The organism is Sedimentitalea sp. (genome assembly GCF_039973035.1).
Lineage (GTDB): Bacteria > Pseudomonadota > Alphaproteobacteria > Rhodobacterales > Rhodobacteraceae > Sedimentitalea.
In genome coordinates, this window is sequence record NZ_JBDWLR010000062.1 from 89873 (window position 1) to 113566 (window position 23694).

Here is a 23694-nt window from a genome sequence, read left to right on the forward strand (position 1 = left end):
ATCTGAAAGCTTCGAAAAAGCCGCCAAGTTCCTGCCCTCGCCGTCGAACATTGACCTGTTGCACGATCAGCACGAACAAAACTTGAGTTTGCCACAACAGCGGGCAGACTTGAAAACTGCATAGGTTCAAAGGAAGATATGCCAAAAAAGCCCAAATACTCATTGGGTCGACGCAGACGCACCTATCAGAGAAAGCCCGACATGCAACGGTTCATAGCACTTATTGTTTCTGTACTGGTACTGCCGCTTCTGGCTTCGCAGGCTGTGGCGCAAAGCTCTTACAAGATCAGATCCGGAGACGTTTTGCGGATCGAGGTTCTTGAGGATTCAAGTCTCAACGGAGATAGCATCGTTTTGCCTGACGGTCGCGTCTCGGTGCCGCTTGTCGGTTCGGTTCGGGTCAGAGGGCGCAGCGTCGATGAAGTCCGCAGTGATCTTGTGAACCGGCTCCGGCCAAATTTTGCCTCCGATCCGACGGTCTACGTGTCACTGTCCAGTGTCGCAGAGGACGAAGAAGATGAAGACGAAACTCTGACGATCTATATGCTTGGTGAAGTTGCCACGCCCGGAACAGTCGAGGTTGAACGTGGCACGACATTTCTACAGGCGTTGGCACAGAGCGGCGGCGTCACCAGATTTGGCGCGACCAAGCGTATGCAGCTGCGTCGGCCCGGTGCAGACGGCAGGATGCAGGTTTATACTTTCAATGTGAAAGCAATCATGGATGGAAAATCCAGTTTGAACACCCCGGTTTTGCGAGAGGGTGACGTCATTATCGCGCCGCAACGCCGACTGTTCGAGTAAGAAACCCGTTCAAGGGGGCAGTGTTGAGCAAGCGTCTTATACGAAATGCCGCAATGGGCGGTCTGGCAGTTTTTACTGTTTTTCCGGCCATGGCGCAGGACGAAGAAGAGTACGAGAGTTTTCGCCAGCGGCTCAGGGTCGAACAAAACTTTATTGCCGGCGACAACCTTGGCCTTGAAAACCCAAGTGAAGGGCGCACGTCGCTGTCCACCACGCGCCTGACCTATGGGTTGCAAAGCGAAACAGCGACACAGCAATTGTCACTTGCGATCGGGGCTGGCCTTCGTTTCGGCAACATCGCTGAAGGCAACAGCATGAAGACCGGATTTGTCGATCCGCTGGTCGCCTTTCGCTATAGTCGCGAAGGCGCCAATGCGCTTTTCTCTTTTGATGCAGACTACCAGCAAACCGATATTTCCTTGGCTCAACCGCTTTGGACATTTCTGGACTCGGATGGCGTTGTCACGCCCCCTGCTGATTTTTCCGACATCCGCGGGTCCGGCGAACGGCGCGCGTACAATGTTGGTGCGGTTCTCGAAACAGGGCTGAATGATCCTTTCGGTTTGCGGTTACGGGCAAACACCAGCGGCACCAACTATATCGATGCCACGGATAGCGATCTCGCCGACTACGATAACACCAGTCTCGGCCTCACCGGTCTGTTCCGGTTCAACCCCGTAACCACCGCCACACTCGATCTTTCCTACTGGAAGTATTCCAGTGCTGACGCGGCCGATACCGAGCGCGAAACAAGTACGGTTCAGGCCGGCTTTATCCGCGATTTGTCGAACATTTCGACGCTGACGTTCAGCGCTGGCTACTCCAGCGTCGATAGCACCGAGACAGATCTGGTAACCGGTGTACGCTCGACAACGACTGTAGATGGCCCGAGTGGCGGTATCGACTATGATACGGAAATGCCCAACGGAACGTTCAATGTGGGCGTTGACGTTATTCAAAACCAGGATGGTCAGCGCGGCACCTTTCTGATGGCCCGTTCGCTGGCGCTGCCAAGGGGCAGCCTGTCGGGTAATATCGGCGTGACAAAGCTCGATGAGTCCGATGCGCAGTTAATCGGTGGTCTCAACTGGGTCCACGAGCTTCCGTCCAGTACATTCACGCTGTTGTTGGACCGCGCTGTTTATACAGACAGCAGCGATGAAGACCGCCTGACCAATCTGTTGGTTGCTGGTTACAGCCACGAGATCAATCAGGTTTCCAGCCTGTCTGTCGATCTTTCCATGTCCTACACCGAAGCAGCCGATGGTGAAGAAGCGACCGAGCGCGCCGCCCTCGTGCTCGCCTATAATCGCGATCTGAACGAAAACTGGAGCTTTAACACCGGGGTTGCCTTCAGATCGCTGGAGGAAGATGCGATTGGAGAAGCCGACGCCACTGCGGTGTTCTTTGGCATCGGACGCAATTTCGATTTTTGACGTTGATGCTCGGCAGAGGTCAAGGAACCCAGCCGGAAACTCGTAGGAGTTAGTCCGTTTCGTCGGCCGCCTCCGCGGCTTCGACCGCATTCAGCAAATCCAGCAACGCTTCATAGCGTTCGGCACCTATTTGCGCCTTTGTCTGCTCCAGCACTGCCAAGCTTGCCGGAAGATGGGCAACGATCAGTGCCTCGCCTGTTTTGGAGATTTGCACGACCTGTTTGCGCTTGTCATCTTCGTCCTGCCTACGCGTGATCAGTGCCTTGTCTTCAAGTTTCTGCAAAATCCGGGTCAGGCTCGGAAGCAGTAGACAGGCCAGTTCCGCAATCCGCGTCGGCTCCATCGGGCCGTCTTCCTCGAGAACCCGGAGCACACGCCACTGTTGCTCAGTGATACCCGCTCCCGATAGCATGTCCCGAATTGGGCCCATGACCCGTTCACGGGCACGCAGCAGAGCAATGGGAAGAGCGCGCGAAGTCTTGGGGTGTTTTGATGTCATTCTGTTGTTGTGCCTTTCAATGCAGCCAAGCGCAATCCAAGATTACATGAGTAAAACGCTTGACATCTCAGCAATATTATTTGACATGTTAACTAAATATGAGGAGGAGACCTATGCCGCATCTGATGGTCGACTATTCGGCGAACATGGAAGACCGCGTGGACATGGCGGCTTTTTGCGACGCGCTGCGAAGGTCGGCCATAGAAACAGGCGTGCTCCCGATGCCGGGTATACGCGTGCGCGCATTCCGTGCCGATCACGTCTCGATCGCGGATGGCGCGACCGAACACGGCTATATCGACATTTCGGTTCGCCTGCGTGCTGGTCGCGATCTGGCCACCCGCAAAGCGGCAACACAAACCCTGTTTGAAACCGCGAAGGCGTTTCTTGCGCCAGCATTTGCCCAGCACTCCGTCGCCCTGTCGTTTGAAATGCGTGATATCGATCCTGATCTCTCACCCAAATACGGTACCATCCGCGATCATCTGGCATCAGGTGATGCGTCGTGACCAGCCTTCTCTCGACCCACGAAGGAGATACGTTCATGCTTGCTAGCGAGCCGGACCTTTCACGATCAAACTATGATTTGGACATTAACTCGTTTGGAGTGGCAAGCCTCGCATCTCGCCTCAGAAATTTTCAAGGGATTGTCACGCGATGAACTGGGATGAATTCGGATCATGGGGCCGTCGCGTTTCGGACTGGGCGCAAGACTACCACCTGACCGTCGGTGATCGACCGGTCCGGGCTCAAACCAAACCAGGCGACATTCTGGACGCGCTGCCCGCTGCGCCGCCAGATACCCCCGAAGACATGGAAGACGTATTCCGCGATTTCGAGGACATCGTGATGCCGGGGATCACGCACTGGCAGCACCCTCGCTTTTTTGCCTATTTCAACTCAAACGCCGCCGCCCCTTCGGTACTTGCGGAGTTTCTGGTCAGCGCCATCGCGCCGCAATGCATGCTTTGGCAAACGTCCCCTGCCGCGACCGAGATGGAAACCCGGATGATGGACTGGCTGCGTCAGTCACTTGATCTGCCCGATGGGTTCGCAGGTGTTATTCAGGACAGCGCAAGTTCGGCAACCCTAGCCGCGGTGTTGACAATGCGGGAAAAGGCGCTGAACTGGACGGGCAACACCGCAGGGCTGGCGGGAAATCCGCAACTCAGGGTCTATTGCTCGGCCGAAGTTCACACCTCGGTCGACCGTGCGATCTGGGTTTCCGGCATAGGGCAGGACAATCTTGTGCGCGTTCCGATCAAGGGCGACTGGCGCGGCATGGACCCCGACGCGCTCGACGCCGCCATTCGCGCGGACAAAGACGCCGGGCTGACTCCGGCTGGCGTGATTCTTTGCGTCGGCGGCACCGGCACCGGTGCGACCGATCCTGTTGATGCCTGTCTGGACGTCGCCGCACGCCACGGTCTCTATACGCACGTTGATGCAGCTTGGGCCGGCTCGGCGATGATATGCCCCGAATTCCGGCACTACTGGCCCGGCATTGAACGCGCCGACAGCATCGTGTTCAATCCGCACAAATGGCTCGGCGTGCAGTTTGATTGCTCGGCGCATTTCCTGCGAAACCCCGAAGACCTCGTGCGAACGCTGGCAATTCAGCCTGAATATCTCAAGACCCACGGCCATGATGGGATCATCAACTATTCCGAATGGTCGGTTCCATTGGGTCGTCGGTTCCGCGCGCTCAAAGTCTGGTTCCTGCTGCGCGCCTATGGGTTGGAGGGGCTGCGAAGCCGCTTGCGCAACCATGTTGCCTGGTCGGCCAATCTGCATGACAAACTGGCGGCGACCCCCGATTTCAAGATCACCACGACGCGGATGTGGTCGCTGTTCACGTTTCGCTATGCGCCCGATGGGGTCAGCGATCTTGACGATCTGAACCTCCGGCTGGTCAACGCGATCAACGATGATGGTCGCATCTACCTGACGCAGACACGGGTTGATGGTGATCTGGTAATCCGGTTTCAGGCCGGCCAATTCGAGACAACCGAAGAGGATGTGATGATGGCCTATGACGTGATCACCGAAATCGCAGCGGTACTGACATGAAGCGAACACCTAGAGCATTGATTGGTTTCGAGTGCCGATCATGACCCCGGAAGATATATCCCAAGCCGCCGCCGCCCTGTTGGAGGCTGACCGTACCGGCCAACAGATCGGGCTTTTGTCGCTGCGCCATCCGGGCATGACACTTGATGACGCCTATGCCGTGCAGGCCGCGCTGATTGCGGCCAAGTATGCAGAGGGGCGTCACAAGATCGGCTGGAAAATCGGCCTGACAAGCCGCGCCATGCAGCAGGCGCTGAACATCACCACGCCCGACAGTGGAATTCTGCTCGACGATATGCTGTTTCGGTCCGGCGATCACGTGGCCAAGGGTCGCTTTATCCAGCCCCGGATCGAAGCCGAAATCGCCTTTGTCATGGCGGCCCCACTCAGTGGCGCGGATTGCACCCGCGACGATGTGATCGCTGCAACCGACCATGTTGTCCCTGCGCTCGAAATCCTCGACACCCGCGTTCTGCGTGCCGACCCAAAGACGGGCCAACCACGCGTCATCACGGATACGATATCGGACAATGCGGCCAATGCGGGAATCGTTCTGAGCACCGAAACGCACAAGATCAACGCCCATGACCTGCGATGGGTCGGCGCAATCGTCTCCCGCGACGGGGTAGTCGAGGAAACCGGGTTAGGGGCTGGCGTTCTGAACGATCCAGTGACCTCAGTGCTGTGGCTCGCTCGACGGCTTGCCGAGCATGGACAATCCATTGATGCGGGCGATATTGTTCTGTCCGGATCGTTCATCCGCCCGCTCGAAGCCCCGTCGGGGGCTGATATTCACGCCGATTTCGGCCCGTTCGGGTCCGTTCAGATCACATTTGACTAAAGGACACCCCATGCCCGCACCCACCAATAAACTCAAACAGCGCTTTCAGGCCGGTGACACCACATTCGGCTGCTGGCTCTGCTTTGCCGAAGCCGCCACTACAGAGGTCATGGGAACCGCCGGCTTTGACTGGCTGGTGATCGACAGTGAACATTCGCCAAACGACTTACGTTCGATCCGCGACCAGTTGATCGCCCTGCAGGCCAGCCCCTCTCCGTCGGTCGTACGGGTCCCGGTGGGCGAACCGTGGATCATCAAGCAGATGCTGGATGTCGGGGCGCAGTCCATCCTTGTGCCAATGGTGGAAAGCGGTGAACAGGCGGAACTGATGGTGCGGGCCTGTACCTATCCGCCCAACGGGATACGCGGTGTCGGTGCGACCAGCACTCGGTCTTCGCGATTTTCGACAATCGAAGATTACATGCAGACCGCCGATGATCAGATTGCACTGATCCTGCAGGTCGAAAGCCGCGCCGGGCTGTCGGCCTTGGATGATATCCTCGCGGTCGACGGCGTGGACTGTGTGTTTATTGGCCCCGCCGATCTGGCTGCCGATATGGGCCATCCCGGAAATCCGGGGCACCCTGAGGTCCACGGCGCGATCGTCGAAACGCTGGGCAAGATCGCCGCTTCGGGCAAGGTGCCGGGGATCCTGTCTCTGTCGGAAGAGATGGCCGAAAGCTATGTGGCCGCCGGTGCAAGGTTCGTCGCCGTGGCAATCGACGTCATCACCCTGTCCAAAGCGGCGCAGGCGACGGCGAAACGCTGGATCAAGCAGACCTAGATTTCATCTGCGCGGCTGCCTTTGCGTAGCCGCCGGAGGCGCCGTCGACCAGATGGATATGGTCGTCCTGATGGATCGACGGCACAAAGCAGGTGATCATCGCTGCGTCTTGCTCGACAAGGCCAAACTGCAGGATTCCATCCGCTTTGGCAGCCTCCAGAACGGCAAGAATCTGGTTCTGCGTGTCAGCGTCACAATCCAGAGTCATCTTCAGCCCGTCGTCGAATTTGCGGAAATCCGCATTGGTGCTTACCATCGCCTTGTACTGCGCCGGTTCAAAATCCCCGGTCTTGAGGCCCGCCTTGAAAAAGACCCAAGCAATGGCATTCTCAACAAGCAATTCCAAACTGCGGCGAAAAATCGATGTCTTACCCCTTGAAACATGCGCTTCGAGGTTCAATCCCGGCGGCGGAAATTGCAGGCCCGGGCCGTCCGGCGGCAGTGGGTGGCCGCTGCGGTTCAGCCGCTCGGCAAGTTGCACGATCTCACGCGCCACTCTATCGAATTCTGTCCCTAACAGACCCGGCACAGGCTCTACCACAATCGACAGGATGCACCCGTTCTTTGCGGTTGCATTGCTCCAACGGCAAGACAAGCCTTCGAGATCGGGAATTGCGCCGGGCGACGCAGCGGGAAGCGCATTCTCGCCAGCCTTCATCCTGGCTTCGGCCCAGGACAGACCACCACCGCTGAACATTGCATAGTCAATCCCATCGGACACCTGATAGCGGGCAACCGACACTTCGAAACCAGCAGCGCGCACATCGGCGACCGATACCTGAGCGATGCGCAAAGTAACCCCGAACTCCTCGTCCGCCCATCGCTTGATGACGCCCAGTATCTCCGCCGACGCGACCGAATGTGCCGGGTCCACCGCAAGCGTGGCACCATCACCTCCAAAGACATAGGGAAAGGCCTGACCGTCACTCGCATTGATATGCGCCGAAATCACCGAGGCCCCGATCATATTGACCAGCTTGTATTTGCCGTCGGCGATCAGGTTTGTCGAACCGACGATGTCCGCCGTCGCGATCATCCAGTCATCGGGTATGGGCGAATAGCTTGTCGGATCGGTCAGCGCGTCAAACTGCGCGATGCGCGGCAGATTCTCGTAAAACCCGGTATTCTCACTCATTTCTTCACTGCCCCGCCCTTATCAGTCTTCAATATGTAGGTACGGTCGCCTTCGTGTCTATGACGGTTGCACAAGGTTCACGGTCATGTCACCCACGCGCTGAATATGGAAGAGGGGATGACATGCAGGCCGGGTTGATCGTTCTATGCCTCGCTTATGTTCTGAGCCAGTTTTTTCGCGCCTTTCTTGCAGTGCTGACCTCCGTGCTGGCCCGTGACACGGGAGCGGCACCTGATGATCTGGCGGCGGCCTCGGGGTTGTGGTTTCTCACCTTCGCCGCAATGCAACTACCGGTCGGCTGGGCGCTCGACCGGTTTGGCCCCAGGCGTACCGCTTCTGTCCTGCTTTTACTTGGGGGCGGTGGCGGCGCCGCAATCTTTGCGCTGGCGAGCACGCCGTTTCACATCAAGATGGCAATGCTGCTGATCGGCGTGGGTTGTTCGCCGGTGCTGATGGCCTCGTACTACATTTTCGCGCGCGAATATCCGCCAGCAAGGTTCGCCATTCTGGCGGCCCTCATGCTCGGGGTGGGGTCGGTCGGCAACCTGGTTGCATCCTATCCGTTGGCACTGGCCGTCGAACTGATCGGCTGGCGCGGGTCGTTGGTCGGACTGTCGGCCATTTCGGTTGCCGTAGCCGCTGGTATTTTCTTGCTGGTCCGCGATCCCGTTGCCGTGCCCGGTGGCGTAAAAGGGTCTGTTCTGGAGCTGCTGAAACTGCCGGTCATGTGGGCCATCCTGCCGATGATGCTGGTCAACTATGCCCCTGCTGCTGCTCTGCGTGGTCTTTGGATCGGTCCTTACCTAAGCGATGTCTTTGGCCTCGGCACCGCGCAGGTGGGTCAGGCGACATTGGTCATGGGCGTCGCGATGATTGCAGGCACATTTACCTATGGGCCTCTGGATCGTCTCTTGCGAACCCGCAAATGGGTGGTGTTCTGCGGCAACTTTGCCGCGGCGATTGCCCTTGGCCTGCTTGTGGCAATGATCGACAAAAGCGTTGTACTCTCGGTCGCCTTGATTGCCTTGATCGGCTTTCTTGGCGGCTCTTTCCCAGTCATCATCGCCCATGGGCGCAGTTTCTTTCCACCACATCTGGTGGGGCGTGGCGTCACCCTGATGAACCTTTTTGGCATTGGCGGTGCCGGGCTTGCCCAATTCGCATCGGGTCGCATTCATCAACAGATGGCCCCGGATGGCGCAACGCAGGCCTATGTCGCAATTTTCGGCTTTTTCGGCCTGATGCTGCTTGTCGGCACCCTCGCCTATCTGTTCAGCCGCGACAGCATGGATTGACCAGCCCCCTTTTCCCCAGCGCGCTTTGTCGTTATGAGGCCGCAGCCGGCTTGTGTGTCGGCGCAAATTCTGGAGAAACAAGATGGGTTATCGTATCGTCGTCGTCGGCGCCACTGGCAATGTGGGCCGAGAAATGCTGAACATCCTGGCCGAGCGCCAGTTCCCGGTTGACGAGATTGCCGTACTGGCAAGCCGTAAATCGATGGGAAGCGAAGTAAGCTTTGGCGACAAGACCCTGAAGACAAAGGATCTGGATACGTTCGACTTTACCGGCTGGGACATGGCTCTGTTCGCCGTAGGGTCCGAAGCGACCAAGATATATGCGCCCAAGGCGGCTGCCGCTGGCTGTGTCGTGATCGATAACAGCTCGCTCTATCGGTATGATCCCGATGTGCCGTTGATCGTGCCCGAGGTGAATGCCGATGCGATTACCGGCTATTCCAAAAAGAACATCATCGCCAATCCGAACTGCTCGACAGCGCAGATGGTTGTTGCACTCAAGCCCCTGCATGATCGTGCGCGGATCAAGCGTGTGGTGGTCAGCACCTATCAATCCGTGTCTGGCGCCGGCAAAGAAGGCATCGACGAGCTGTGGGATCAGACCAAGAGCATCTATAATCCAGTCGATGACAAGCCCGCCAAGAAATTCACCAAGCAGATCGCGTTTAACGTGATCCCGCATATCGACGTATTCATGGAAGACGGATCGACCAAGGAAGAATGGAAGATGGTCGCCGAAACCAAGAAAATCATTGATCCGTCCATCAAGGTCACGGCGACCTGCGTGCGGGTGCCGGTGTTTGTGGGCCATTCCGAAGCGGTGAATATCGAGTTCGAAGATCATCTCGACGAAGACGAGGCCCGCGAAATCCTGCGCGAAGCCCCCGGCATTATGGTGATCGACAAGCGCGAAGATGGTGGATACGTCTCGCCAGTGGAATGTGTGGGCGACTATGCCACATTCATCAGCCGCATCCGCCAGGACAGCACCATCGACAATGGTCTGAACCTGTGGTGCGTGTCGGATAACCTGCGCAAGGGCGCGGCGTTGAACGCGGTTCAGATTGCCGAAACGCTGGGAACACGGGTCCTGAAAAAGGGCTGACAGATCGGGGCGGCCTTGGCCGCCCCTGTTATTTGCACAAGTGGCGACCAAACGCGCTAACGTGGTATTCAGCACCCGGTCCTGTCTGGAGAATACCATGCCACATGTCGATCTGAACGGCGCGCATATTCACTTTACCGACAGCGGCGGCGATGGCGAACCCATCGTGTTTTCACACGGGTTGCTTTTTAGCGGGGCAATGTACTCGGCACAGGTCGCCCATTTTCAGGATCGTTATCGCTGTATCACCTTCGATCACCGGGGACAGGGCCAAAGCGGCGTTACCCCAGACGGTTATGATCTCGACACGCTGACTGCGGACGCGGCGGCACTGATCAAATATCTGGGCGTGGCACCCTGCCATTTCGTCGGCCTGAGCATGGGAGGGTTTGTAGGCCTTCGTCTGGCCGCGCATCACCCTGATTTGCTCCGATCCCTGACCCTGCTCGATACCTCCGCCGAACCTGAACCAAAAGAAAACGGGCCGCGCTACCGGATGCTGAACCTCGTTGCGCGCTGGATCGGGCTGTGGGCGGTCATTGGCCGTGTCATGCCGATCCTGTTCGGGCAGACGTTCCTGAACGACACTTCCCGCGCGCAAGAGCGAAAGAAGTGGGCAAAGGCAATCACAGGGAATGACCGCATCGGGATCACTCGGGCGGTCATGGGGGTGATAGAGCGGGATGCGTGCGCGGATCTTCTTGGCAGAATCGACATTCCCACCGGCATCGGTGTCGGTGACGAGGATGTTGCCACCATTCCCGAAAAATCAGAACGCCTGCACGCTGCAATCAAGGGATCGGAACTGGCACTGTTCAGCGGTGCAGGGCATTCTTCGTCGATCGAAACACCCGATCAGGTCAATGCCCTGATCGAGCGCACAATTCAGCGCTAGACTGGCAGAAACTTCTCTTTGGCAGGCTCATAACATTCCAGCCCACCCTCGCCGATCTCGGTCCACAATCCGTGCAGGCTGAGCGAACCCTCGGATACGGCATCGGAAACGAATGGAAAGGTCATCAGGTTTTCCAGCGATGTAATCACGGCTTGCTTTTCCAACTGTCCTGCCTGCTCCGCCGGGTCGGCGATATCCGCAACCAGATCGTATTTTGGTTTGAGGATATCCATCCAGCGCCCGACAAAGCTCTCCTTGGCTTCCATCTGGGGGGCCTTGCCCTGACACATATCAATACACCCGGCGACGCCGCCGCATTGTGAATGGCCAAGCACGATCAGGTGAACAACCTTCAGCACCGTGACCGCATATTCGACCGTGGCGCTGGTGCCGTGGTGATCGCCATCCGGCTCAAAGGGCGGAACAAGGTTTGCAATATTGCGGTGAATAAAGAACTCGCCCTGATCCGCGCCAAAGATCGACGTGACATGAACACGACTGTCGCAACAGGAAATGACCATCGCGCGTGGGCGCTGACCCTCGGTCGCCAGCTTGCGGTACCAACTGCGGTTCTCCGCATAGGATGTGGCCTTCCAGCCGTGATAGCGCTGCACGAGATAACCGGGCAAGGGTTTGGCGAGTTCCATGAATCTGTCCTCGTTCTTGGGCGATGAGTTGCCGTGTTCTGCCCACTAGTTATCCGGAAATCTAGCCAAATTCGAGCCATTCCGCCCTGCGGCCGAAACCTTTTGCAAACCTGTGTCCGCAATGATGGCCAAGCCGTGGGGGCAACGAAACTTTTTGGGGTGATGAAAGTGGACAGGATTACGACTTTGACTCCGGCCGAAACCGTTCGGCTGGATCGCGACCGCCTGAATGCACTGTATGTGCAATTGGGCGAAGCCGGGGCAGAAGACGTTGTCTGCCGCGCGATAGAGGAACTGGCCGTGCGTCTGGCGCATTGCGAGCGTTGTTGGCGACAGGGACAGATTGCAGATTTGCGCAAGAACGCACGATCATTGATCGCGATTTCGGAACAGATCGGCATGTGTGAAATCACGCGGGTTGCAGCCGACGTAACGGCGACAATCGACAATGGCGACGATGCCGCCCGCGCGGCGACGCTTTTCCGGTTGATTCGCCTTGGTGATCGCTCGCTGACCGCCGTGTGGAACTTGCGCGATCTTTCGCTTTGACAGGGCTTGCAGAGCGGCGCTGTGTGGCTAGGCTGACGCAAGTTTCATGACCAAAGAGTGCCCAATGCCCTATACCTTTGCCGAGGACGCCCAAGACGCGATCGATCTGCATATCATAGCCTCCCAGTCGTTGGACGACTGGCTCGCCTCTCAGGACGCGGCAGTCGGCGAATGGGTCCAACAGAATGATTTTTCAGGAAATCTTGGCCAGACGCTGCTGGTTCCGGCCAGCGGCGACCGAAAGGTCATGGCATTGGCGGGGTACGGTACCGCATCCAAGCGCGCCCGCACACATTTTCCGCTTGCATCTGCGGCGTCAAAATTACCCTCGGGGACCTATCGCATTGCCTCGGGCCTGCCCGAGGACGTGGCCGAGACTGAGTGCCTTGGTTGGCTGTTGTCGGGATACAGGTTTGATCGCTACAAACAGAAATCCGATAAGACCGTCTCGCTGGTCCCGCCTCAGGGTGTCGATCCGGTCAAGGTAACGATCATGGCCGAAGCGGAAGCCATGATTCGCGATCTGGTCAACACACCGGCCTCTGACATGAGTCCCGTTGACCTCGCCACCGCCGCGGCCGAGCTTGCCGAGGCGCATGGCGCAGAGTGCTCCACTATCGTCGGTGATGATCTGCTCGATCAGAACTTTCCGTTGATCCACACGGTCGGGCGCGCATCGGCCACGCCGCCGCGCCTGATTGATATGCGGTGGGGTCAAAACGGTCCGAAACTGACACTGGTGGGCAAAGGTGTGTGTTTTGATACCGGCGGCCTGAATCTGAAACCCGGCAGCAGCATGGGTCTGATGAAGAAAGACATGGGCGGCGCCGCGCATGTTCTGGGTATCGCTCGGATGATCATGGCGATGAAATTACCGGTGCAACTCCGGGTTCTGATCCCTGCGGTCGAAAACTCGGTTTCCAGTGCCTCTTTCCGCCCCGGTGATATTCTCGATTCCCGCAAGGGGCTTACTGTTGAAAACAACAACACAGATGCTGAAGGGCGTCTGGTGCTTGCGGATGCACTGGCGCTGGCCTCTGAAGACGAACCCGACCTGATCCTGTCGATGGCGACGCTGACCGGTGCGGCGCGCGTTGCCGTGGGGTCGGACATTGCGCCCTATTACACCGACAACGATGATGACGCGCAGGCCCTCTTTGCCTCGGGCGCGCGCGTCGATGATCCGGTCTGGCGCCTGCCATTTCACGAAGGCTATGAGACCAAGATCGAACCGGCAAACGCGGATCTCGACAATGCGCCATCAGGCGGATTTGCGGGGTCGATCACTGCGGCGCTATTCCTGCGGCGGTTCGTGTCCGACGCCCGCTATGTGCATTTTGACATCTTTTCCTGGCAATCTGCCAACGCCCCGGCCCGTCCACGTGGGGGTGTGGGAACCGGTGCACGGGCGGTGTTTGACGCATTGCCCGCCTTGCTGAAACTATGAACGACCCGCGCCTCACACCGGCCAACAACCGGGTTGCAGCGGCACATCTGAGCGACGTCGCACCCAGCCTGTCCCGCGTTACTGGCACGCCATGTCAGGTGGTGCGGCCTGTGGTGGACCTGCTGCGCGCACCAGATGGCGCGCGCGATCGCCAATTGCTTTGGGGTGAACGCGTGGACCTCTATGAGGACCACGCTGGCATGAGTTTTGTGCGGGCACACAAGGATGGGTATGTCGGATATGTCGACAGCGCGGCGCTCCGTCCGAGCGAGCCTGTAACCCACTGGGTCAGCGCCCCTGCCTGTCATCTTTATCAAGACGCCAACATCAAGTCGCCTGATCGCCACATGCTCAGCTTTGGCAGCCTTGTGAATGTTGTGGGCGAAGCCGATCGTCTTGCGGAAACTCCGTTTGGGTTCATTCCGCGCGTGCATCTGCGCCCGATTGGCGAAACCATGGACGATCCTGTCAAAGTGGCCGAATTGTTTCTCGGTACCCCGTACCTTTGGGGCGGCAACAGCCGCTCTGGCATCGATTGCTCGGGCCTCGTTCAGACCGCGCTTTTGGCAAGTGGCCACGAATGTCCCGGTGATACCGACATGCAGCAATCAGCCCTTGGTCGCGACGTGACGCAGGAGGGGGACTATCAACGCGGCGACCTGCTGTATTGGAAAGGCCATGTAGCGATGGTGGTGCATACAGACAGCCTGATCCATGCCAACGGAACCCATATGGCCGTGGTGCACGAACCCATCAGAGCTGCAATTGACCGGATCGACGGTCAGGGCCAAGGTCCAGTGATCGCGCATAAGCGCCTGTAAGACTGGGGATTAGTCGACCACCCGTATCAGTTTCCGCTCCAGCGGACGCAGTACCATTTTAAGGTCGGACCCGCGCTTCAGGACCTGGCCGTCCATGCCGACAACCGAATACATGCCCTGTCGATGGCGCAGCTTGGGTCGCTTTTCAATACGGTAAAGCGGGTGTTCAGCGGTGCGGCGAAACACGGAGAACACCGCCAGGTCGGACAGGCAGGAAATCCCATAGTCGCGCCATTCTCCCGCCGCGACCATTCTGCCATAGACCGACATGATCATGCCAAGTTCCCGCCGATCAAACGCCACCTGAACCGGTATCGGTCCTTGTGGAAACGTGCTGGGCGGTTGGATGGTCATGCCTTCAGCCTTGCCGTGTTCGTGCCGCAAATCAAGCCCCTAACGCGGCACCAAAGCGTTTCGCGGCGGACTGTGATGCTTTTGGCAGCGGTGCAAGCCCGCCCGTGTCGCTTTCAAGCCAGCCCTCGACCGCTGGCGTCAATGCTGCATACGCCTGCGCGACCGCTACGCGCGGATTTTTCAGAGGCGCATCATCCGGCAGCAACTCGGGCACGCATTCAGGAAAGCGCAACACGATCCGCCGCCACCGGTGTATCAACAGCAACCGCGCGGCGGCGGCATCCAACGGGTCAGTGACGCCTTTGCCCAATGCAGCAAGGTCCGCAGCAAGCGCGGTGAGCGCATTCCGATGCGTTGGTTCCAGTTGCGCTGCGCGATAGGCATTAGAGATGTGTTGAAGATCACCAACCACAACGCAATCGGCCTCACCAGCAGCGTCATCCGCCGGGCAGAGCCGCATCACCTGCGCGCCCGCCGCAGTAGAGGTCATGACAGCCGCCCAACGATGCACGGGAGCCGTGCGCGGGGGTGCATAGATCCGCGTCGTCGCAGGCGCGAACCGATCCAGCCCCTGCGCGCTGAGCCGATAAAGACTGCTGCGGCCAGCGCGTTCTCGGATGATCCAACCATCGCCCGACAGCCGCGACATCGCCGTGCGCAAAGCGCCTTGTTCGACACTCACACGACCCAAGAGCGCCCGCAACCGGGTACTGGAAATCTCGCCGCCGCGATGCTGAACGAGATCGCCAAAAGCGGTGATCACCAGTGACCAGACACGAAGCCGCCCCTGCGAATGCAGCGCGGTGACAAGTGGGGCAAGCGGATCCATCCGCCAGCCTTAGCGCGTATAGGATACCATCGTCAAAAGCTCGTATTCGGCAACCTGATCACCGTCCTGATTGGTCAGGGTGACGTGCCACGCAACCTCGCCATAACTGTCAGTGCGCCGAGTCTTGCGCTTGCAGGTCAATCGAACCTTGATGCTGTCGCCGGGGCTGACCGGTTTTTGAAAGCTGAGGCTGTTTAGCCCGGTATTGGCCAGAACCGGCCCCGGATCGGGTTGCACAAACAGACCCGCCGCGAATGACAGCAGCAGATATCCATGCGCCACGCGCCCCGGAAAGAACGGATTCGCCTTGGCGGCCTCTTCGTCGGTATGGGCATAGAACGTATCGCCGGTGAATTCGGCAAAATGCGCGATGTCCTCCAGCGTGACCTCGCGCGCATCCGTAAGCAGGGTCTCGCCGATGCGAATTTCATTGAACGTCCGCTGGAACGGATGCTGCTGGGCGTCAATCTCGGCGGCACCGGGCTGCCATTGACCTGTGATCGCCGCGATCACGTCCGGACTGCCCTGAACGGCGGTGCGTTGCATATAATGAAGCACGCCGCGCACGCCGCCCAATTCCTCGCCACCACCTGCACGACCGGGTCCACCATGCACCATATGCGGCAGGGGCGCGCCATGACCGGTCGCCTCGTTGGCACTGCTGGCGCCGTTGATATAGAGCCGCCCGTGCCACGCCGCGCTTGCGAGTGTCACCTGCCGGGCGACCTGTGGATCGTCTGTCACCAATGAGGCCACCAGCGAGCCGCCGCCGCGATTGGCCAACGCCGCCGCGTGGTCCGCATCGCGATAGGGCATCAAGGTCGAAACCGGGCCAAAAGCCTCGAGCTCATGAACCGCACGCGCCGCATCAGGATCATCACAGCGCAGCAGGGTCGGCGCGAGGAACGCCCCCTCAGGTCCGGCACCGATCAGATCCAAAGTTTCCGGATCGTCAGTCAAACGGACGGTTTCGCCAGCCAGTGCAGACAGTTTGTCCAGCACATCCGCCTTTTGCGCAGCACTTGCCAATGCGCCCATGCGAACACCGTCTGCCGCCGGGTCGCCCACCGTGATTCCCACCAACCGGGCCATCAGGGCCTCACTGACCTCGCTGATCATCGATTGCGGGACGATGATGCGCCGGATTGCTGTGCATTTCTGCCCTGCCTTGGTGGTGATTTCGTTCGCCGCCTCCTTGATGAAGGCCTGAAACGCTGGCGATCCTGCTGCGACGTCGGGGCCAAGGATGGTGGCGTTCAGGCTGTCTTGTTCCGCGTGAAACCGCACCGAATTACGCATCAGCGCCGGGTTCGTTCGCAGATGCAGCGCGGTATCCGCCGACCCGGTAAAGCTGACCACATCCTGTGCGCCCAGCCGGTCCAGCATGTCGCCGGTGCCACCGATCACCAGTTGCACCGCCCCTTCGGGCAAAATGCCCGATTCGATGATCATGCGAAAACAGGCTTCGGTCAGATAACAGGTCTGGGTCGCGGGCTTTACGATCACCGGCATCCCGGCCAGTATCGCCGGTGCGAGTTTTTCAAGCATGCCCCAGACCGGAAAGTTGAACGCGTTGATCAGGACAGCCACACCCTGCAGCGGTACGGCAATGTGCTGTCCGATAAAGGTGCCATCGCGCGAGAGCGCTTCGGCAGCCCCATCGACATAGATCTGCCCGTCCGGCATTTCGCGCCGACCCTTGCTGGCAATCACCATCATCGTGCCGATGCCGCCATCAATGTCGATGGCCCCATCGCGCCGCGTCGCCCCGGTCAGCGGGTTGATTGCGTACAGCTCTTCCTTGCGTTCGCCAAGATAAACCGCCAGCGCCTTGATCAGTCGGGCGCGGTCATGAAACCCCATCGCCCGCAGGGCAGGGCCGCCTGTGCTTCGCGCCCAGTCCAGCATTCCCTGCACATCCAGCGGCGCGCCGCCAGCCTGTCCGATCAGATCGCCGGTGACCGGCCCATGAATCGCACGCGATTCGGCGCCCGGTTCGATCCATTTCCCAATCGCATAGCTTGCCGGTCTCAACATCACAGTTCCCCCCATAGGTGCGCGGCCACCATGCCCGGTCTTGGCGGCAAAATCAACACTATTGACCAAGCGGTCGGTTTTATGCAGGGTGGTGACACCTTGGAGGAGGCGAGAATGACACCACAGGAACGCGCCGAACGCAGTGCCGCAGCGATGTGGGCGACCGACGCCGCGTCGCAATGGCTTGGCATGTCGTTGGACTCGGTCGGCCCCGGTACGGCCACCATGTCGTTCACAGTCCAAGATCACCACCTGAACGGCCACCATATCTGCCATGGCGGCTATATCTTTACCCTCGCCGACAGCGCCTTTGCCTTTGCCTGCAACAGCTACAACCAGGTGACCGTGGCGCAGGAAAACTCCATCACCTACCTTTCGCCAGGCCAGCCCGGCGAGCGGCTGACTGCCACGGCAATCGAATCCGCCCGCACTGGCCGTTCGGGCGTCTATGATATCACTGTGACCGGTGCGGATGGCCGCAAGGTCGCCCTGTTCCGAGGTCTGTCGCGGACCATCAAGGGCCAGAATTTTGAGGAGACACCATGACTCACGCTTTTCTATGCGGCGGGCTGCGCACGCCCGTCGGCCGCTTTGGCGGTGCGCTGTCCAGCGTTCGACCCGACGATATGCTCGCCCACGTTTTGCGTGAGGTCGTAGCACCCTATGACGATATCGAGATCGACGAGGTGCTCGCCGGTTGCGCCAATCAGGCCGGTGAGGATAATCGCAACGTCGCCCGCATGTCCGCGCTCTTGGCCGGTCTTCCCGATACAGTGCCCGGCGCCACGATCAACCGGCTCTGCGGCTCGGGCCTTGATGCGATCGGGTCCGCTGCCCGCATGGTGCGCTGTGGCGAGGCCGATGTGGTCATCGCTTGTGGTGTCGAAAGCATGAGCCGCGCACCCTTTGTCATGCCCAAGGCCGACGCCGCATTCTCACGCAAGGCCGAGATTTACGACACGACAATCGGCTGGCGCTTTGTGAATCGCGAGATGCACAAGCATTTCGGCACCGATTCCATGCCCGAAACCGCCGAAAACGTCGCCTCGGACTTTAATATCGAACGCGCCGCACAGGATGCGTTTGCCCTGCGCTCGCAAGACCGCGCGGCGGCGGCGATTGCCAGCGGACGGCTGGCGCGCGAGATCACACCAGTCAGCATCCCGCAGCGCAAGGGCGATCCAAAGATTGTCGACACCGACGAACATCCGCGCCAGACCACGCTTGAGAAACTCGCCAGCCTTCCGACCCCTTTCCGTACGGGTGGGTCGGTGACAGCGGGCAATGCCTCGGGCGTCAATGATGGTGCTGCGGCAGTGATCGTGGCGTCCGAAGCGGCAGTTACCAAATACGGCCTGACCCCACGCGCCCGGATTGCCGGAATGGCAACCGTCGGCGTTCCGCCCCGGATCATGGGAATCGGCCCGGCCCCCGCGACCGAGCGGCTGTTGGCGCAACACGGGCTGACCATCAACGACATCGACACGATCGAGTTGAACGAAGCCTTTGCCGCCCAAGGCCTTGCCGTGACCCGGCGTCTCGGCCTGCCGGATGATGCGGACCATGTGAACCCGAACGGCGGTGCCATTGCCCTTGGTCATCCGCTCGGCATGTCGGGCACCCGGCTCGCCCTGACGGCCTCGATCAACATGACCGACAATGATCTGAACCACGCGATCTGCACCATGTGTATCGGCGTTGGCCAGGGCATCGCCCTCTTGTTGGAGAAAGCCTGATGAAAGACCTGTCCCCCCGCCCCGGCGATCTGGATCCGATCGAAACCGCAAGCCGCGATGAAATCACCGCCCTGCAGGTCAAGCGGCTGAAATGGTCGCTCAGGCACGCCTATGACAACGTGCCGTTCTACAAGGCCAGCTTTGATGCCGCAGGAGTGCATCCCGATGATCTGAACACGATGCAGGATCTGGCAAAATTCCCGTTCACAGTAAAACAGGACCTGCGCGATAACTATCCATTCAACATGTTTGCCGTTCCGCGCGATAAACTGCGCCGTGTGCATGCATCGTCTGGCACCACCGGACAGCCAACCGTCGTTGGCTATACGCAAGGCGATCTGGATGTCTGGGGCGAGGTCGTAGGGCGATCCTTGCGTGCCGCGGGTCTGCGCACCGGCGATATGCTGCACAACGCCTATGGGTATGGGCTGTTTACCGGCGGCTTGGGCATCCATCTGGGCGCTGATGCACTCGGTCTGTCTACGGTTCCGGTGTCAGGTGGTATGACCGAACGGCAGGTTCGCCTGATCCATGATTTCGCGCCCAAAGGCATCACCGTCACGCCATCCTATGCGCTGTCCATTCTGGATGAGTTTGCGGCCGCCAACATTGATCCGCGCGAAAGTTCGCTTGAGGTCGGCATTTTCGGCGCCGAACCCTGGACCAACGCCATGCGGCAGGAAATAGAAGCGGCATTCGACATGCATGCGGTCGATATCTATGGGCTGTCCGAGGTGATGGGCCCCGGCGTGTCGATGGAATGCGTTGAAACCAAGGATGGGCTGCATATCTGGGAGGATCATTTCTATCCTGAGATCATCAACCCCGAGACCGGCGAGCTGGTGGCCGACGGCGAACAAGGGGAACTGGTCTTTACCTCTCTAACCAAAGAAGCGTTCCCGATCATTCGGTATCGAACCCGCGACCTGACCCGACTTCTCCCCGGCACGGCGCGCAGCATGCGGCGGATGGAAAAGGTCACGGGCCGCTCGGATGACATGATCATCCTGCGTGGCGTCAACGTGTTCCCGACCCAGATCGAAGAACAATTGATGACCGTGCATGGTCTCGCCCCGCATTTTCAGATCGTGTTGTCCCGGCCTGACCGGATGGACGAGCTGCTGGTTCAGGTCGAAGCGATCGAAGGCTTCACCAGCAACGAAGACCGTGTTCACGCCGGCGCCGACCTCAAGGGCAAGGTCAAACGCAACGTTGGCGTAACCATCAAGGTCGATGTGGCCGAACCGGGCGGCGTCGCGCGCAGCCAGGGCAAGGCCGTGCGCATCGTCGACAACCGCCCCAAAACCTGATGCCTCGGGGAATAGCCAAGGATCACGACGAAAAACGCGCCGCCTTGCGACAGGGGGCGGCGCGCTACTTTGCCAAGAATGGGTATGACCGTGCCTCAATGACCGGCGCCGCGCGGGAATGCGGAGTCTCCAAGGCGCTGATCTATCACTATTACGACAGTAAGGAGGACCTGCTGTTCGACATCCTGCAGGCCCATCTGAGCGGACTGTCCGATAGCGTCGAAGCCGCCCGCGACAACGGGTTGTCGAGCCTGATCCACGCCATTCTGGCCGCCTACTCCGATGCAGATGCCGAACACAAACTGCAACTGGATGCGCTTGCCACCTTGCCACCCGAAATGCAGAAACCGCTGATTGATCTGCAACGACAACTGGTGACGATCATGTCCGATGCGATTGTCGCCGAGAACCCAGCCCTCGCCGGTGACCGATTGCGCGCGGCCACCATGACGGTCTTTGGCATCCTCAACTGGTTTTATATGTGGAACCGGCCCGGCAAGGGACTGACGCGGACGGAATATGCCGATCTGGCGACAGATTTCGTGCGGGGCGGGCTGGCCGCGCTCTGAATTCCGTCGCTGGCGCCGGCAGGCAAATCTTCACACATTGCACTCTAGACTGAACGCGGCGAAAGCAGCGGACAGGGGCGATGCACAATATGACACCAGCAGATGGCGTGCGAGGGGCGGGGCTGTTTCTCATGCTGCTCTTGCTGACAACCGGTGTGTTTGCGCAATCCGGTCAGATCAGCTGGGTCACGGACCCCGGCGTGCGCAATCGCATGTCGGCAATGAATACGAACAATGCAGCCTTGACGGTACTGGGCGACATGATGGGTGGCCGCGCCGTCTTTAATCGCGACCGCGCACGGGATGCCCGGCGCACCCTGATCGCAACCACCCGGCGGATACCGGCCCTGTTTCGCAAAGCGCATGCTGATACGCTGTCCAACGCACGACCCGATATCTGGTCAAACTGGAGCGATTTCAAAGGGCGGGCCAAATCCGCACAAAAGGCGGCACGTGGGTTGGACATCTATTCACTGCCGCGCCTGCGCAAGACTCTGCCGCGCCTTGTCCACGCTTGTCTGGCCTGTCACCGCGCTTATCGGAAAGACATGCGCTGAACGTGGCGGCAACAGATGCTAGCCGCACCAAACGCGCAAGATAACACAATCTTCGTCCACATCGACATTGATCCGATCTGGCCGGTAATCCTGAGTGATTGCGGAATCCGGCGGGATGATGCGCGCTTGTTCCGGCAGGACCGACTGCGCAGCATCCACATCCTGCCCCGGCAGCGCCATTTGCGCGTCTGTCAGACAGGCGGTCCGTGCCCCCTGATCATCAGATTGCGCCATCCCCGTGATTGAGACTCCAATGGCAGCGATCAGCATTCCGCAGAACAGGCCCGAGAGAAACGGTAGTTGCATGGTGATCCCCCAACAGTGATGGGGGAACTCTGGCACACGCAGATCGCAAAGGGAACATCCCAGGTTTGCACCGACCGTCAGGCGGCAACGCTGCCCCAGGCACGGTCCAGTACACCCTGTTCCAGATCTTCAGGCGTCACATAGATACGCAGCGCGCGACCTTCCCCAAACATCCAGCCCAGCAACTCGCTCGACGGCAGTTCCAGCAACAATTCCGCCTCGCCAACATTGATCGGTGCAGGCAGATCAGCCGTTCCGATGCACCCCGTTTCGTGGCGCGCATTATGTGCCCAGAAAGGTTCAAACAAGGCGCGTTGCGCGGATGGCAGATGACAAGGGCTCTCCGCATAGACTTGGCGGCAGTGGCGCTCAAACGGCGCGAAAAAGGCCTGAGCCGCGCAGGGATGCCGCGACATTGGCAATAGGTTCCTTGCAGACGCTCCTGCACCCCTCAGGTTCGCAGGCAGGGTCAATGCAGCAAGCCCATCTTGCAACGTGTGGAGCGCCAGATCATCAAATGCCTGCCCCGTCTGGGCCACGACAAGCGTCGCACGCAACTCTGCGAGCCCATCAGAGGTTTGCCGAAGATGCATGATTTGATCATCGCTGGCAGCATCGCCCAATCGCTTTGCATAGCTCGCAATCAAGGCATCCATTGAATTCAACAGCATCGCCGCGCTGGTCCAGTCAAAGGGCTGGTATCCGGAATGTCTCAGGTCCACATCATGCAGAACGCCCCAATCCGGTTCCGCACCAGTATCGGTCGCGACAAAGGAGTCATCCTGATCGGCGGTTTGCACCAGCAGCGGCCATCGAGGGCGCCGATCCTGGCGAACGGGTGCTGAAACGCAGGTCAGCGGACCTTCGACATGCAACACCCGCACGGGCAACTCACCACCATCGTGGGCCGCCGCTCGAAAGAACGCCATCGAACCGTGGCGCGGCCCTACGCCTTGCCACAGCGTATCCGGCAATGCGGCACAGTCGATCTGCGCCAGAAACTGTGCGGGCTGTCCGGCGATCACCGGCCATTCTGCCCCTTTGGGCAACCTTGGCGCGCCGCCCAGCCAGCTTGTGCACCCCGTATCAGATGAGGTCGGCAACATCGGGACCACCCGCGCGCATGTGGCAGGTGCCTGTTGCGTCACGATCGGGCTGCCGGGTTCAGCTTCAACCGACGTATAGGGACCATGCGCGGGTGTTGCCCGGATCATTGCCGACACGCCCAACCCCACGCCGACTACCGCTAGTGTCATCAATAGCGCACCCGGGGCCATATCGCCGATTGCGCCGGACCGCATCAGAACCAGAATTGCGGCGGCTCCGATGCACGCCAACCCGAAACTGCCAAAACCAAATCTAAACCAAACCATAACCAAACACCTAACTTTGCAATTCCATCACTAGGCCCGTGCAATTGGGCGCAAATTTGGCGCTGATGCGGAATTCAATGGGCCCAACGGGCTTGCACCGTGGCTCAAGTTGCATCACGGTCCGGCTGAAACGGACATACCGGAGGACGACAGTATGCGAACGCGAGCGGCGGTGGCGATGGAGGCTGGGAAGCCTCTGGAAGTTATGGAGGTCAACCTTGAGGGCCCGCGGGCCGGTGAGGTTCTGGTCGAGGTCAAGGCCACCGGCCTGTGCCATACCGACGAGTTCACCCGC

The 23694-nt window shown here is 59.4% G+C and carries 25 protein-coding genes and 1 pseudogene; 18 read left to right on the plus strand and 8 right to left on the minus strand.

The genetic code is table 11. The annotated features are described in order from the left end of the window. Positions 1-201: 201 nt before the first annotated feature. Together ABJO75_RS16495 and ABJO75_RS16500 are read left to right on the plus strand one after the other, a co-directional pair. Positions 202-804 (plus strand): polysaccharide biosynthesis/export family protein, encoded by a 603-nt coding sequence (locus tag ABJO75_RS16495; RefSeq protein ID WP_348127288.1) that lies wholly within the window; start codon positions 202-204, stop codon positions 802-804. A 23-nt stretch (positions 805-827) separates the two neighbouring features. Beyond that, positions 828-2240, plus strand: a complete 1413-nt coding sequence (locus ABJO75_RS16500; protein WP_348127290.1) for a hypothetical protein — start codon at positions 828-830, stop codon at positions 2238-2240. Between the two features lie 49 nt (positions 2241-2289). Here ABJO75_RS16500 and hpaR read toward each other — a convergent pair whose 3' ends face one another. Continuing rightward, complete coding sequence (hpaR, locus tag ABJO75_RS16505) at positions 2290-2739, minus strand: homoprotocatechuate degradation operon regulator HpaR (protein WP_348127292.1); 450 nt, start codon at positions 2737-2739, stop codon at positions 2290-2292. A 113-nt stretch (positions 2740-2852) separates the two neighbouring features. Between hpaR and ABJO75_RS16510 the strand changes: the two genes are divergently transcribed. The 4 genes from ABJO75_RS16510 to ABJO75_RS16525 all read left to right on the plus strand — a co-directional run bounded on the left by ABJO75_RS16510 (position 2853) and on the right by ABJO75_RS16525 (position 6434). Beyond that, positions 2853-3248, plus strand: coding sequence for a 5-carboxymethyl-2-hydroxymuconate isomerase (locus ABJO75_RS16510; protein WP_348127295.1), 396 nt, complete (start codon positions 2853-2855; stop codon positions 3246-3248). 148 nt (positions 3249-3396) lie between these two features. Next, positions 3397-4809 (plus strand): pyridoxal-dependent decarboxylase, encoded by a 1413-nt coding sequence (locus tag ABJO75_RS16515; RefSeq protein ID WP_348127298.1) that lies wholly within the window; start codon positions 3397-3399, stop codon positions 4807-4809. A gap of 40 nt (positions 4810-4849) precedes the next feature. Further along, the gene (gene hpaH, locus ABJO75_RS16520) at positions 4850-5650 is read left to right on the plus strand and encodes a 2-oxo-hept-4-ene-1,7-dioate hydratase (RefSeq protein ID WP_348127301.1); all 801 of its coding nucleotides are present in this window, start codon (positions 4850-4852) and stop codon (positions 5648-5650) included. Positions 5651-5660: 10 nt separating this feature from the next. Then, positions 5661-6434, plus strand: coding sequence for an HpcH/HpaI aldolase/citrate lyase family protein (locus ABJO75_RS16525; RefSeq protein WP_348127304.1), 774 nt, complete (start codon positions 5661-5663; stop codon positions 6432-6434). On the opposite strand, the gene ABJO75_RS16530 is transcribed toward ABJO75_RS16525, so the two are convergent. Next, positions 6421-7569, minus strand: a complete 1149-nt coding sequence (locus tag ABJO75_RS16530; RefSeq protein WP_348127307.1) for a DUF3095 domain-containing protein — start codon at positions 7567-7569, stop codon at positions 6421-6423. The two genes, ABJO75_RS16525 and ABJO75_RS16530, sit on opposite strands and share 14 nt — an antisense overlap. A 122-nt stretch (positions 7570-7691) precedes the next feature. Between ABJO75_RS16530 and ABJO75_RS16535 the strand changes: the two genes are divergently transcribed. The 3 genes from ABJO75_RS16535 to ABJO75_RS16545 all read left to right on the plus strand — a co-directional run bounded on the left by ABJO75_RS16535 (position 7692) and on the right by ABJO75_RS16545 (position 10864). After that, on the plus strand, positions 7692-8864 hold the full coding sequence (locus tag ABJO75_RS16535; RefSeq protein WP_348127310.1) for an MFS transporter: 1173 nt from the start codon (positions 7692-7694) through the stop codon (positions 8862-8864). A gap of 82 nt (positions 8865-8946) precedes the next feature. After that, entirely contained in the window at positions 8947-9969 is a 1023-nt protein-coding gene (locus ABJO75_RS16540) for an aspartate-semialdehyde dehydrogenase (protein ID WP_348127313.1), read from the plus strand. A 97-nt stretch (positions 9970-10066) separates the two neighbouring features. Next, positions 10067-10864, plus strand: a complete 798-nt coding sequence (locus ABJO75_RS16545) for an alpha/beta hydrolase (protein ID WP_348127316.1) — start codon at positions 10067-10069, stop codon at positions 10862-10864. Here the strand turns inward: ABJO75_RS16545 and ABJO75_RS16550 are convergent. After that, positions 10861-11511 (minus strand): carbonic anhydrase, encoded by a 651-nt coding sequence (locus tag ABJO75_RS16550; RefSeq protein WP_348127319.1) that lies wholly within the window; start codon positions 11509-11511, stop codon positions 10861-10863. The genes ABJO75_RS16545 and ABJO75_RS16550 overlap by 4 nt on opposite strands. 162 nt (positions 11512-11673) lie before the next feature. On the opposite strand from ABJO75_RS16550, the gene ABJO75_RS16555 reads away from it, so the two are divergent. From ABJO75_RS16555 to ABJO75_RS16565, 3 genes are all read left to right on the plus strand, one after another. Beyond that, complete coding sequence (locus tag ABJO75_RS16555; RefSeq protein WP_348127355.1) at positions 11674-12060, plus strand: hypothetical protein; 387 nt, start codon at positions 11674-11676, stop codon at positions 12058-12060. A 64-nt stretch (positions 12061-12124) separates the two neighbouring features. Continuing rightward, entirely contained in the window at positions 12125-13507 is a 1383-nt protein-coding gene (locus ABJO75_RS16560) for a leucyl aminopeptidase family protein (RefSeq protein WP_348127322.1), read from the plus strand. Further along, on the plus strand, positions 13504-14328 hold the full coding sequence (locus tag ABJO75_RS16565) for an NlpC/P60 family protein (RefSeq protein WP_348127325.1): 825 nt from the start codon (positions 13504-13506) through the stop codon (positions 14326-14328). Before ABJO75_RS16560 ends, ABJO75_RS16565 begins: the two co-directional genes overlap by 4 nt. Positions 14329-14337: 9 nt before the next feature. Here ABJO75_RS16565 and ABJO75_RS16570 read toward each other — a convergent pair whose 3' ends face one another. From ABJO75_RS16570 to paaZ, 3 genes are read right to left on the minus strand one after another with little or no spacing between them, the layout of a single operon-like run. Further along, the gene (locus tag ABJO75_RS16570; protein WP_348127328.1) at positions 14338-14682 is read right to left on the minus strand and encodes a DUF2794 domain-containing protein; all 345 of its coding nucleotides are present in this window, start codon (positions 14680-14682) and stop codon (positions 14338-14340) included. A gap of 31 nt (positions 14683-14713) precedes the next feature. Continuing rightward, positions 14714-15511 carry a PaaX family transcriptional regulator C-terminal domain-containing protein gene (locus tag ABJO75_RS16575; RefSeq protein WP_348127330.1) on the minus strand — a complete coding sequence of 266 codons (798 nt, stop codon included), beginning with the start codon at positions 15509-15511 and terminating at the stop codon, positions 14714-14716. Positions 15512-15520: 9 nt separating this feature from the next. Next, the gene (gene paaZ / locus ABJO75_RS16580; protein ID WP_348127333.1) at positions 15521-17548 is read right to left on the minus strand and encodes a phenylacetic acid degradation bifunctional protein PaaZ; all 2028 of its coding nucleotides are present in this window, start codon (positions 17546-17548) and stop codon (positions 15521-15523) included. Between the two features lie 114 nt (positions 17549-17662). On the opposite strand from paaZ, the gene paaI reads away from it, so the two are divergent. The 5 genes from paaI to ABJO75_RS16605 all read left to right on the plus strand — a co-directional run bounded on the left by paaI (position 17663) and on the right by ABJO75_RS16605 (position 21720). Further along, positions 17663-18094 carry a hydroxyphenylacetyl-CoA thioesterase PaaI gene (gene paaI / locus ABJO75_RS16585; protein WP_348127336.1) on the plus strand — a complete coding sequence of 144 codons (432 nt, stop codon included), beginning with the start codon at positions 17663-17665 and terminating at the stop codon, positions 18092-18094. Further along, positions 18091-19284 (plus strand): 3-oxoadipyl-CoA thiolase, encoded by a 1194-nt coding sequence (pcaF, locus tag ABJO75_RS16590; RefSeq protein ID WP_348127339.1) that lies wholly within the window; start codon positions 18091-18093, stop codon positions 19282-19284. The genes paaI and pcaF overlap by 4 nt, the downstream gene beginning before the upstream one ends. Continuing rightward, positions 19284-20594, plus strand: a complete 1311-nt coding sequence (gene paaK / locus ABJO75_RS16595) for a phenylacetate--CoA ligase PaaK (protein WP_348127342.1) — start codon at positions 19284-19286, stop codon at positions 20592-20594. The genes pcaF and paaK overlap by 1 nt, the downstream gene beginning before the upstream one ends. After that, entirely contained in the window at positions 20594-21163 is a 570-nt protein-coding gene (locus ABJO75_RS16600) for a TetR/AcrR family transcriptional regulator (protein WP_348127344.1), read from the plus strand. Before paaK ends, ABJO75_RS16600 begins: the two co-directional genes overlap by 1 nt. An 89-nt stretch (positions 21164-21252) precedes the next feature. Continuing rightward, on the plus strand, positions 21253-21720 hold the full coding sequence (locus ABJO75_RS16605; RefSeq protein ID WP_348127346.1) for a cytochrome c: 468 nt from the start codon (positions 21253-21255) through the stop codon (positions 21718-21720). Between the two features lie 18 nt (positions 21721-21738). On the opposite strand, the gene ABJO75_RS16610 is transcribed toward ABJO75_RS16605, so the two are convergent. Then, positions 21739-22026 (minus strand): I78 family peptidase inhibitor, encoded by a 288-nt coding sequence (locus tag ABJO75_RS16610; protein WP_348127348.1) that lies wholly within the window; start codon positions 22024-22026, stop codon positions 21739-21741. 77 nt (positions 22027-22103) lie between these two features. Continuing rightward, the gene (locus ABJO75_RS16615; protein WP_348127349.1) at positions 22104-23399 is read right to left on the minus strand and encodes a DUF1963 domain-containing protein; all 1296 of its coding nucleotides are present in this window, start codon (positions 23397-23399) and stop codon (positions 22104-22106) included. A gap of 154 nt (positions 23400-23553) precedes the next feature. Between ABJO75_RS16615 and ABJO75_RS16620 the strand changes: the two are divergent. After that, positions 23554-23694, plus strand: a pseudogene (locus tag ABJO75_RS16620) (S-(hydroxymethyl)glutathione dehydrogenase); the annotation flags it as partial.

What these genes read in the sequence shown, in the direction of transcription:
- ABJO75_RS16495 (WP_348127288.1), top strand. Translation starts at nt 202, where the DNA reads ATGCAACGGTTCATAGCACTTATTGTTTCTGTACTGGTACTGCCGCTT.
- hpaR (WP_348127292.1), bottom strand. Translation starts at nt 2,739, where the DNA reads ATGACATCAAAACACCCCAAGACTTCGCGCGCTCTTCCCATTGCTCTG.
- ABJO75_RS16510 (WP_348127295.1), top strand. Translation starts at nt 2,853, where the DNA reads ATGCCGCATCTGATGGTCGACTATTCGGCGAACATGGAAGACCGCGTG.
- ABJO75_RS16515 (WP_348127298.1), top strand. Translation starts at nt 3,397, where the DNA reads ATGAACTGGGATGAATTCGGATCATGGGGCCGTCGCGTTTCGGACTGG.
- hpaH (WP_348127301.1), top strand. Translation starts at nt 4,850, where the DNA reads ATGACCCCGGAAGATATATCCCAAGCCGCCGCCGCCCTGTTGGAGGCT.
- ABJO75_RS16525 (WP_348127304.1), top strand. Translation starts at nt 5,661, where the DNA reads ATGCCCGCACCCACCAATAAACTCAAACAGCGCTTTCAGGCCGGTGAC.
- ABJO75_RS16530 (WP_348127307.1), bottom strand. Translation starts at nt 7,569, where the DNA reads ATGAGTGAGAATACCGGGTTTTACGAGAATCTGCCGCGCATCGCGCAG.
- ABJO75_RS16535 (WP_348127310.1), top strand. Translation starts at nt 7,692, where the DNA reads ATGCAGGCCGGGTTGATCGTTCTATGCCTCGCTTATGTTCTGAGCCAG.
- ABJO75_RS16540 (WP_348127313.1), top strand. Translation starts at nt 8,947, where the DNA reads ATGGGTTATCGTATCGTCGTCGTCGGCGCCACTGGCAATGTGGGCCGA.
- ABJO75_RS16545 (WP_348127316.1), top strand. Translation starts at nt 10,067, where the DNA reads ATGCCACATGTCGATCTGAACGGCGCGCATATTCACTTTACCGACAGC.
- ABJO75_RS16550 (WP_348127319.1), bottom strand. Translation starts at nt 11,511, where the DNA reads ATGGAACTCGCCAAACCCTTGCCCGGTTATCTCGTGCAGCGCTATCAC.
- ABJO75_RS16555 (WP_348127355.1), top strand. Translation starts at nt 11,674, where the DNA reads ATGAAAGTGGACAGGATTACGACTTTGACTCCGGCCGAAACCGTTCGG.
- ABJO75_RS16560 (WP_348127322.1), top strand. Translation starts at nt 12,125, where the DNA reads ATGCCCTATACCTTTGCCGAGGACGCCCAAGACGCGATCGATCTGCAT.
- ABJO75_RS16565 (WP_348127325.1), top strand. Translation starts at nt 13,504, where the DNA reads ATGAACGACCCGCGCCTCACACCGGCCAACAACCGGGTTGCAGCGGCA.
- ABJO75_RS16570 (WP_348127328.1), bottom strand. Translation starts at nt 14,682, where the DNA reads ATGACCATCCAACCGCCCAGCACGTTTCCACAAGGACCGATACCGGTT.
- ABJO75_RS16575 (WP_348127330.1), bottom strand. Translation starts at nt 15,511, where the DNA reads ATGGATCCGCTTGCCCCACTTGTCACCGCGCTGCATTCGCAGGGGCGG.
- paaZ (WP_348127333.1), bottom strand. Translation starts at nt 17,548, where the DNA reads ATGTTGAGACCGGCAAGCTATGCGATTGGGAAATGGATCGAACCGGGC.
- paaI (WP_348127336.1), top strand. Translation starts at nt 17,663, where the DNA reads ATGACACCACAGGAACGCGCCGAACGCAGTGCCGCAGCGATGTGGGCG.
- pcaF (WP_348127339.1), top strand. Translation starts at nt 18,091, where the DNA reads ATGACTCACGCTTTTCTATGCGGCGGGCTGCGCACGCCCGTCGGCCGC.
- paaK (WP_348127342.1), top strand. Translation starts at nt 19,284, where the DNA reads ATGAAAGACCTGTCCCCCCGCCCCGGCGATCTGGATCCGATCGAAACC.
- ABJO75_RS16600 (WP_348127344.1), top strand. Translation starts at nt 20,594, where the DNA reads ATGCCTCGGGGAATAGCCAAGGATCACGACGAAAAACGCGCCGCCTTG.
- ABJO75_RS16605 (WP_348127346.1), top strand. Translation starts at nt 21,253, where the DNA reads ATGACACCAGCAGATGGCGTGCGAGGGGCGGGGCTGTTTCTCATGCTG.
- ABJO75_RS16610 (WP_348127348.1), bottom strand. Translation starts at nt 22,026, where the DNA reads ATGCAACTACCGTTTCTCTCGGGCCTGTTCTGCGGAATGCTGATCGCT.
- ABJO75_RS16615 (WP_348127349.1), bottom strand. Translation starts at nt 23,399, where the DNA reads ATGGTTTGGTTTAGATTTGGTTTTGGCAGTTTCGGGTTGGCGTGCATC.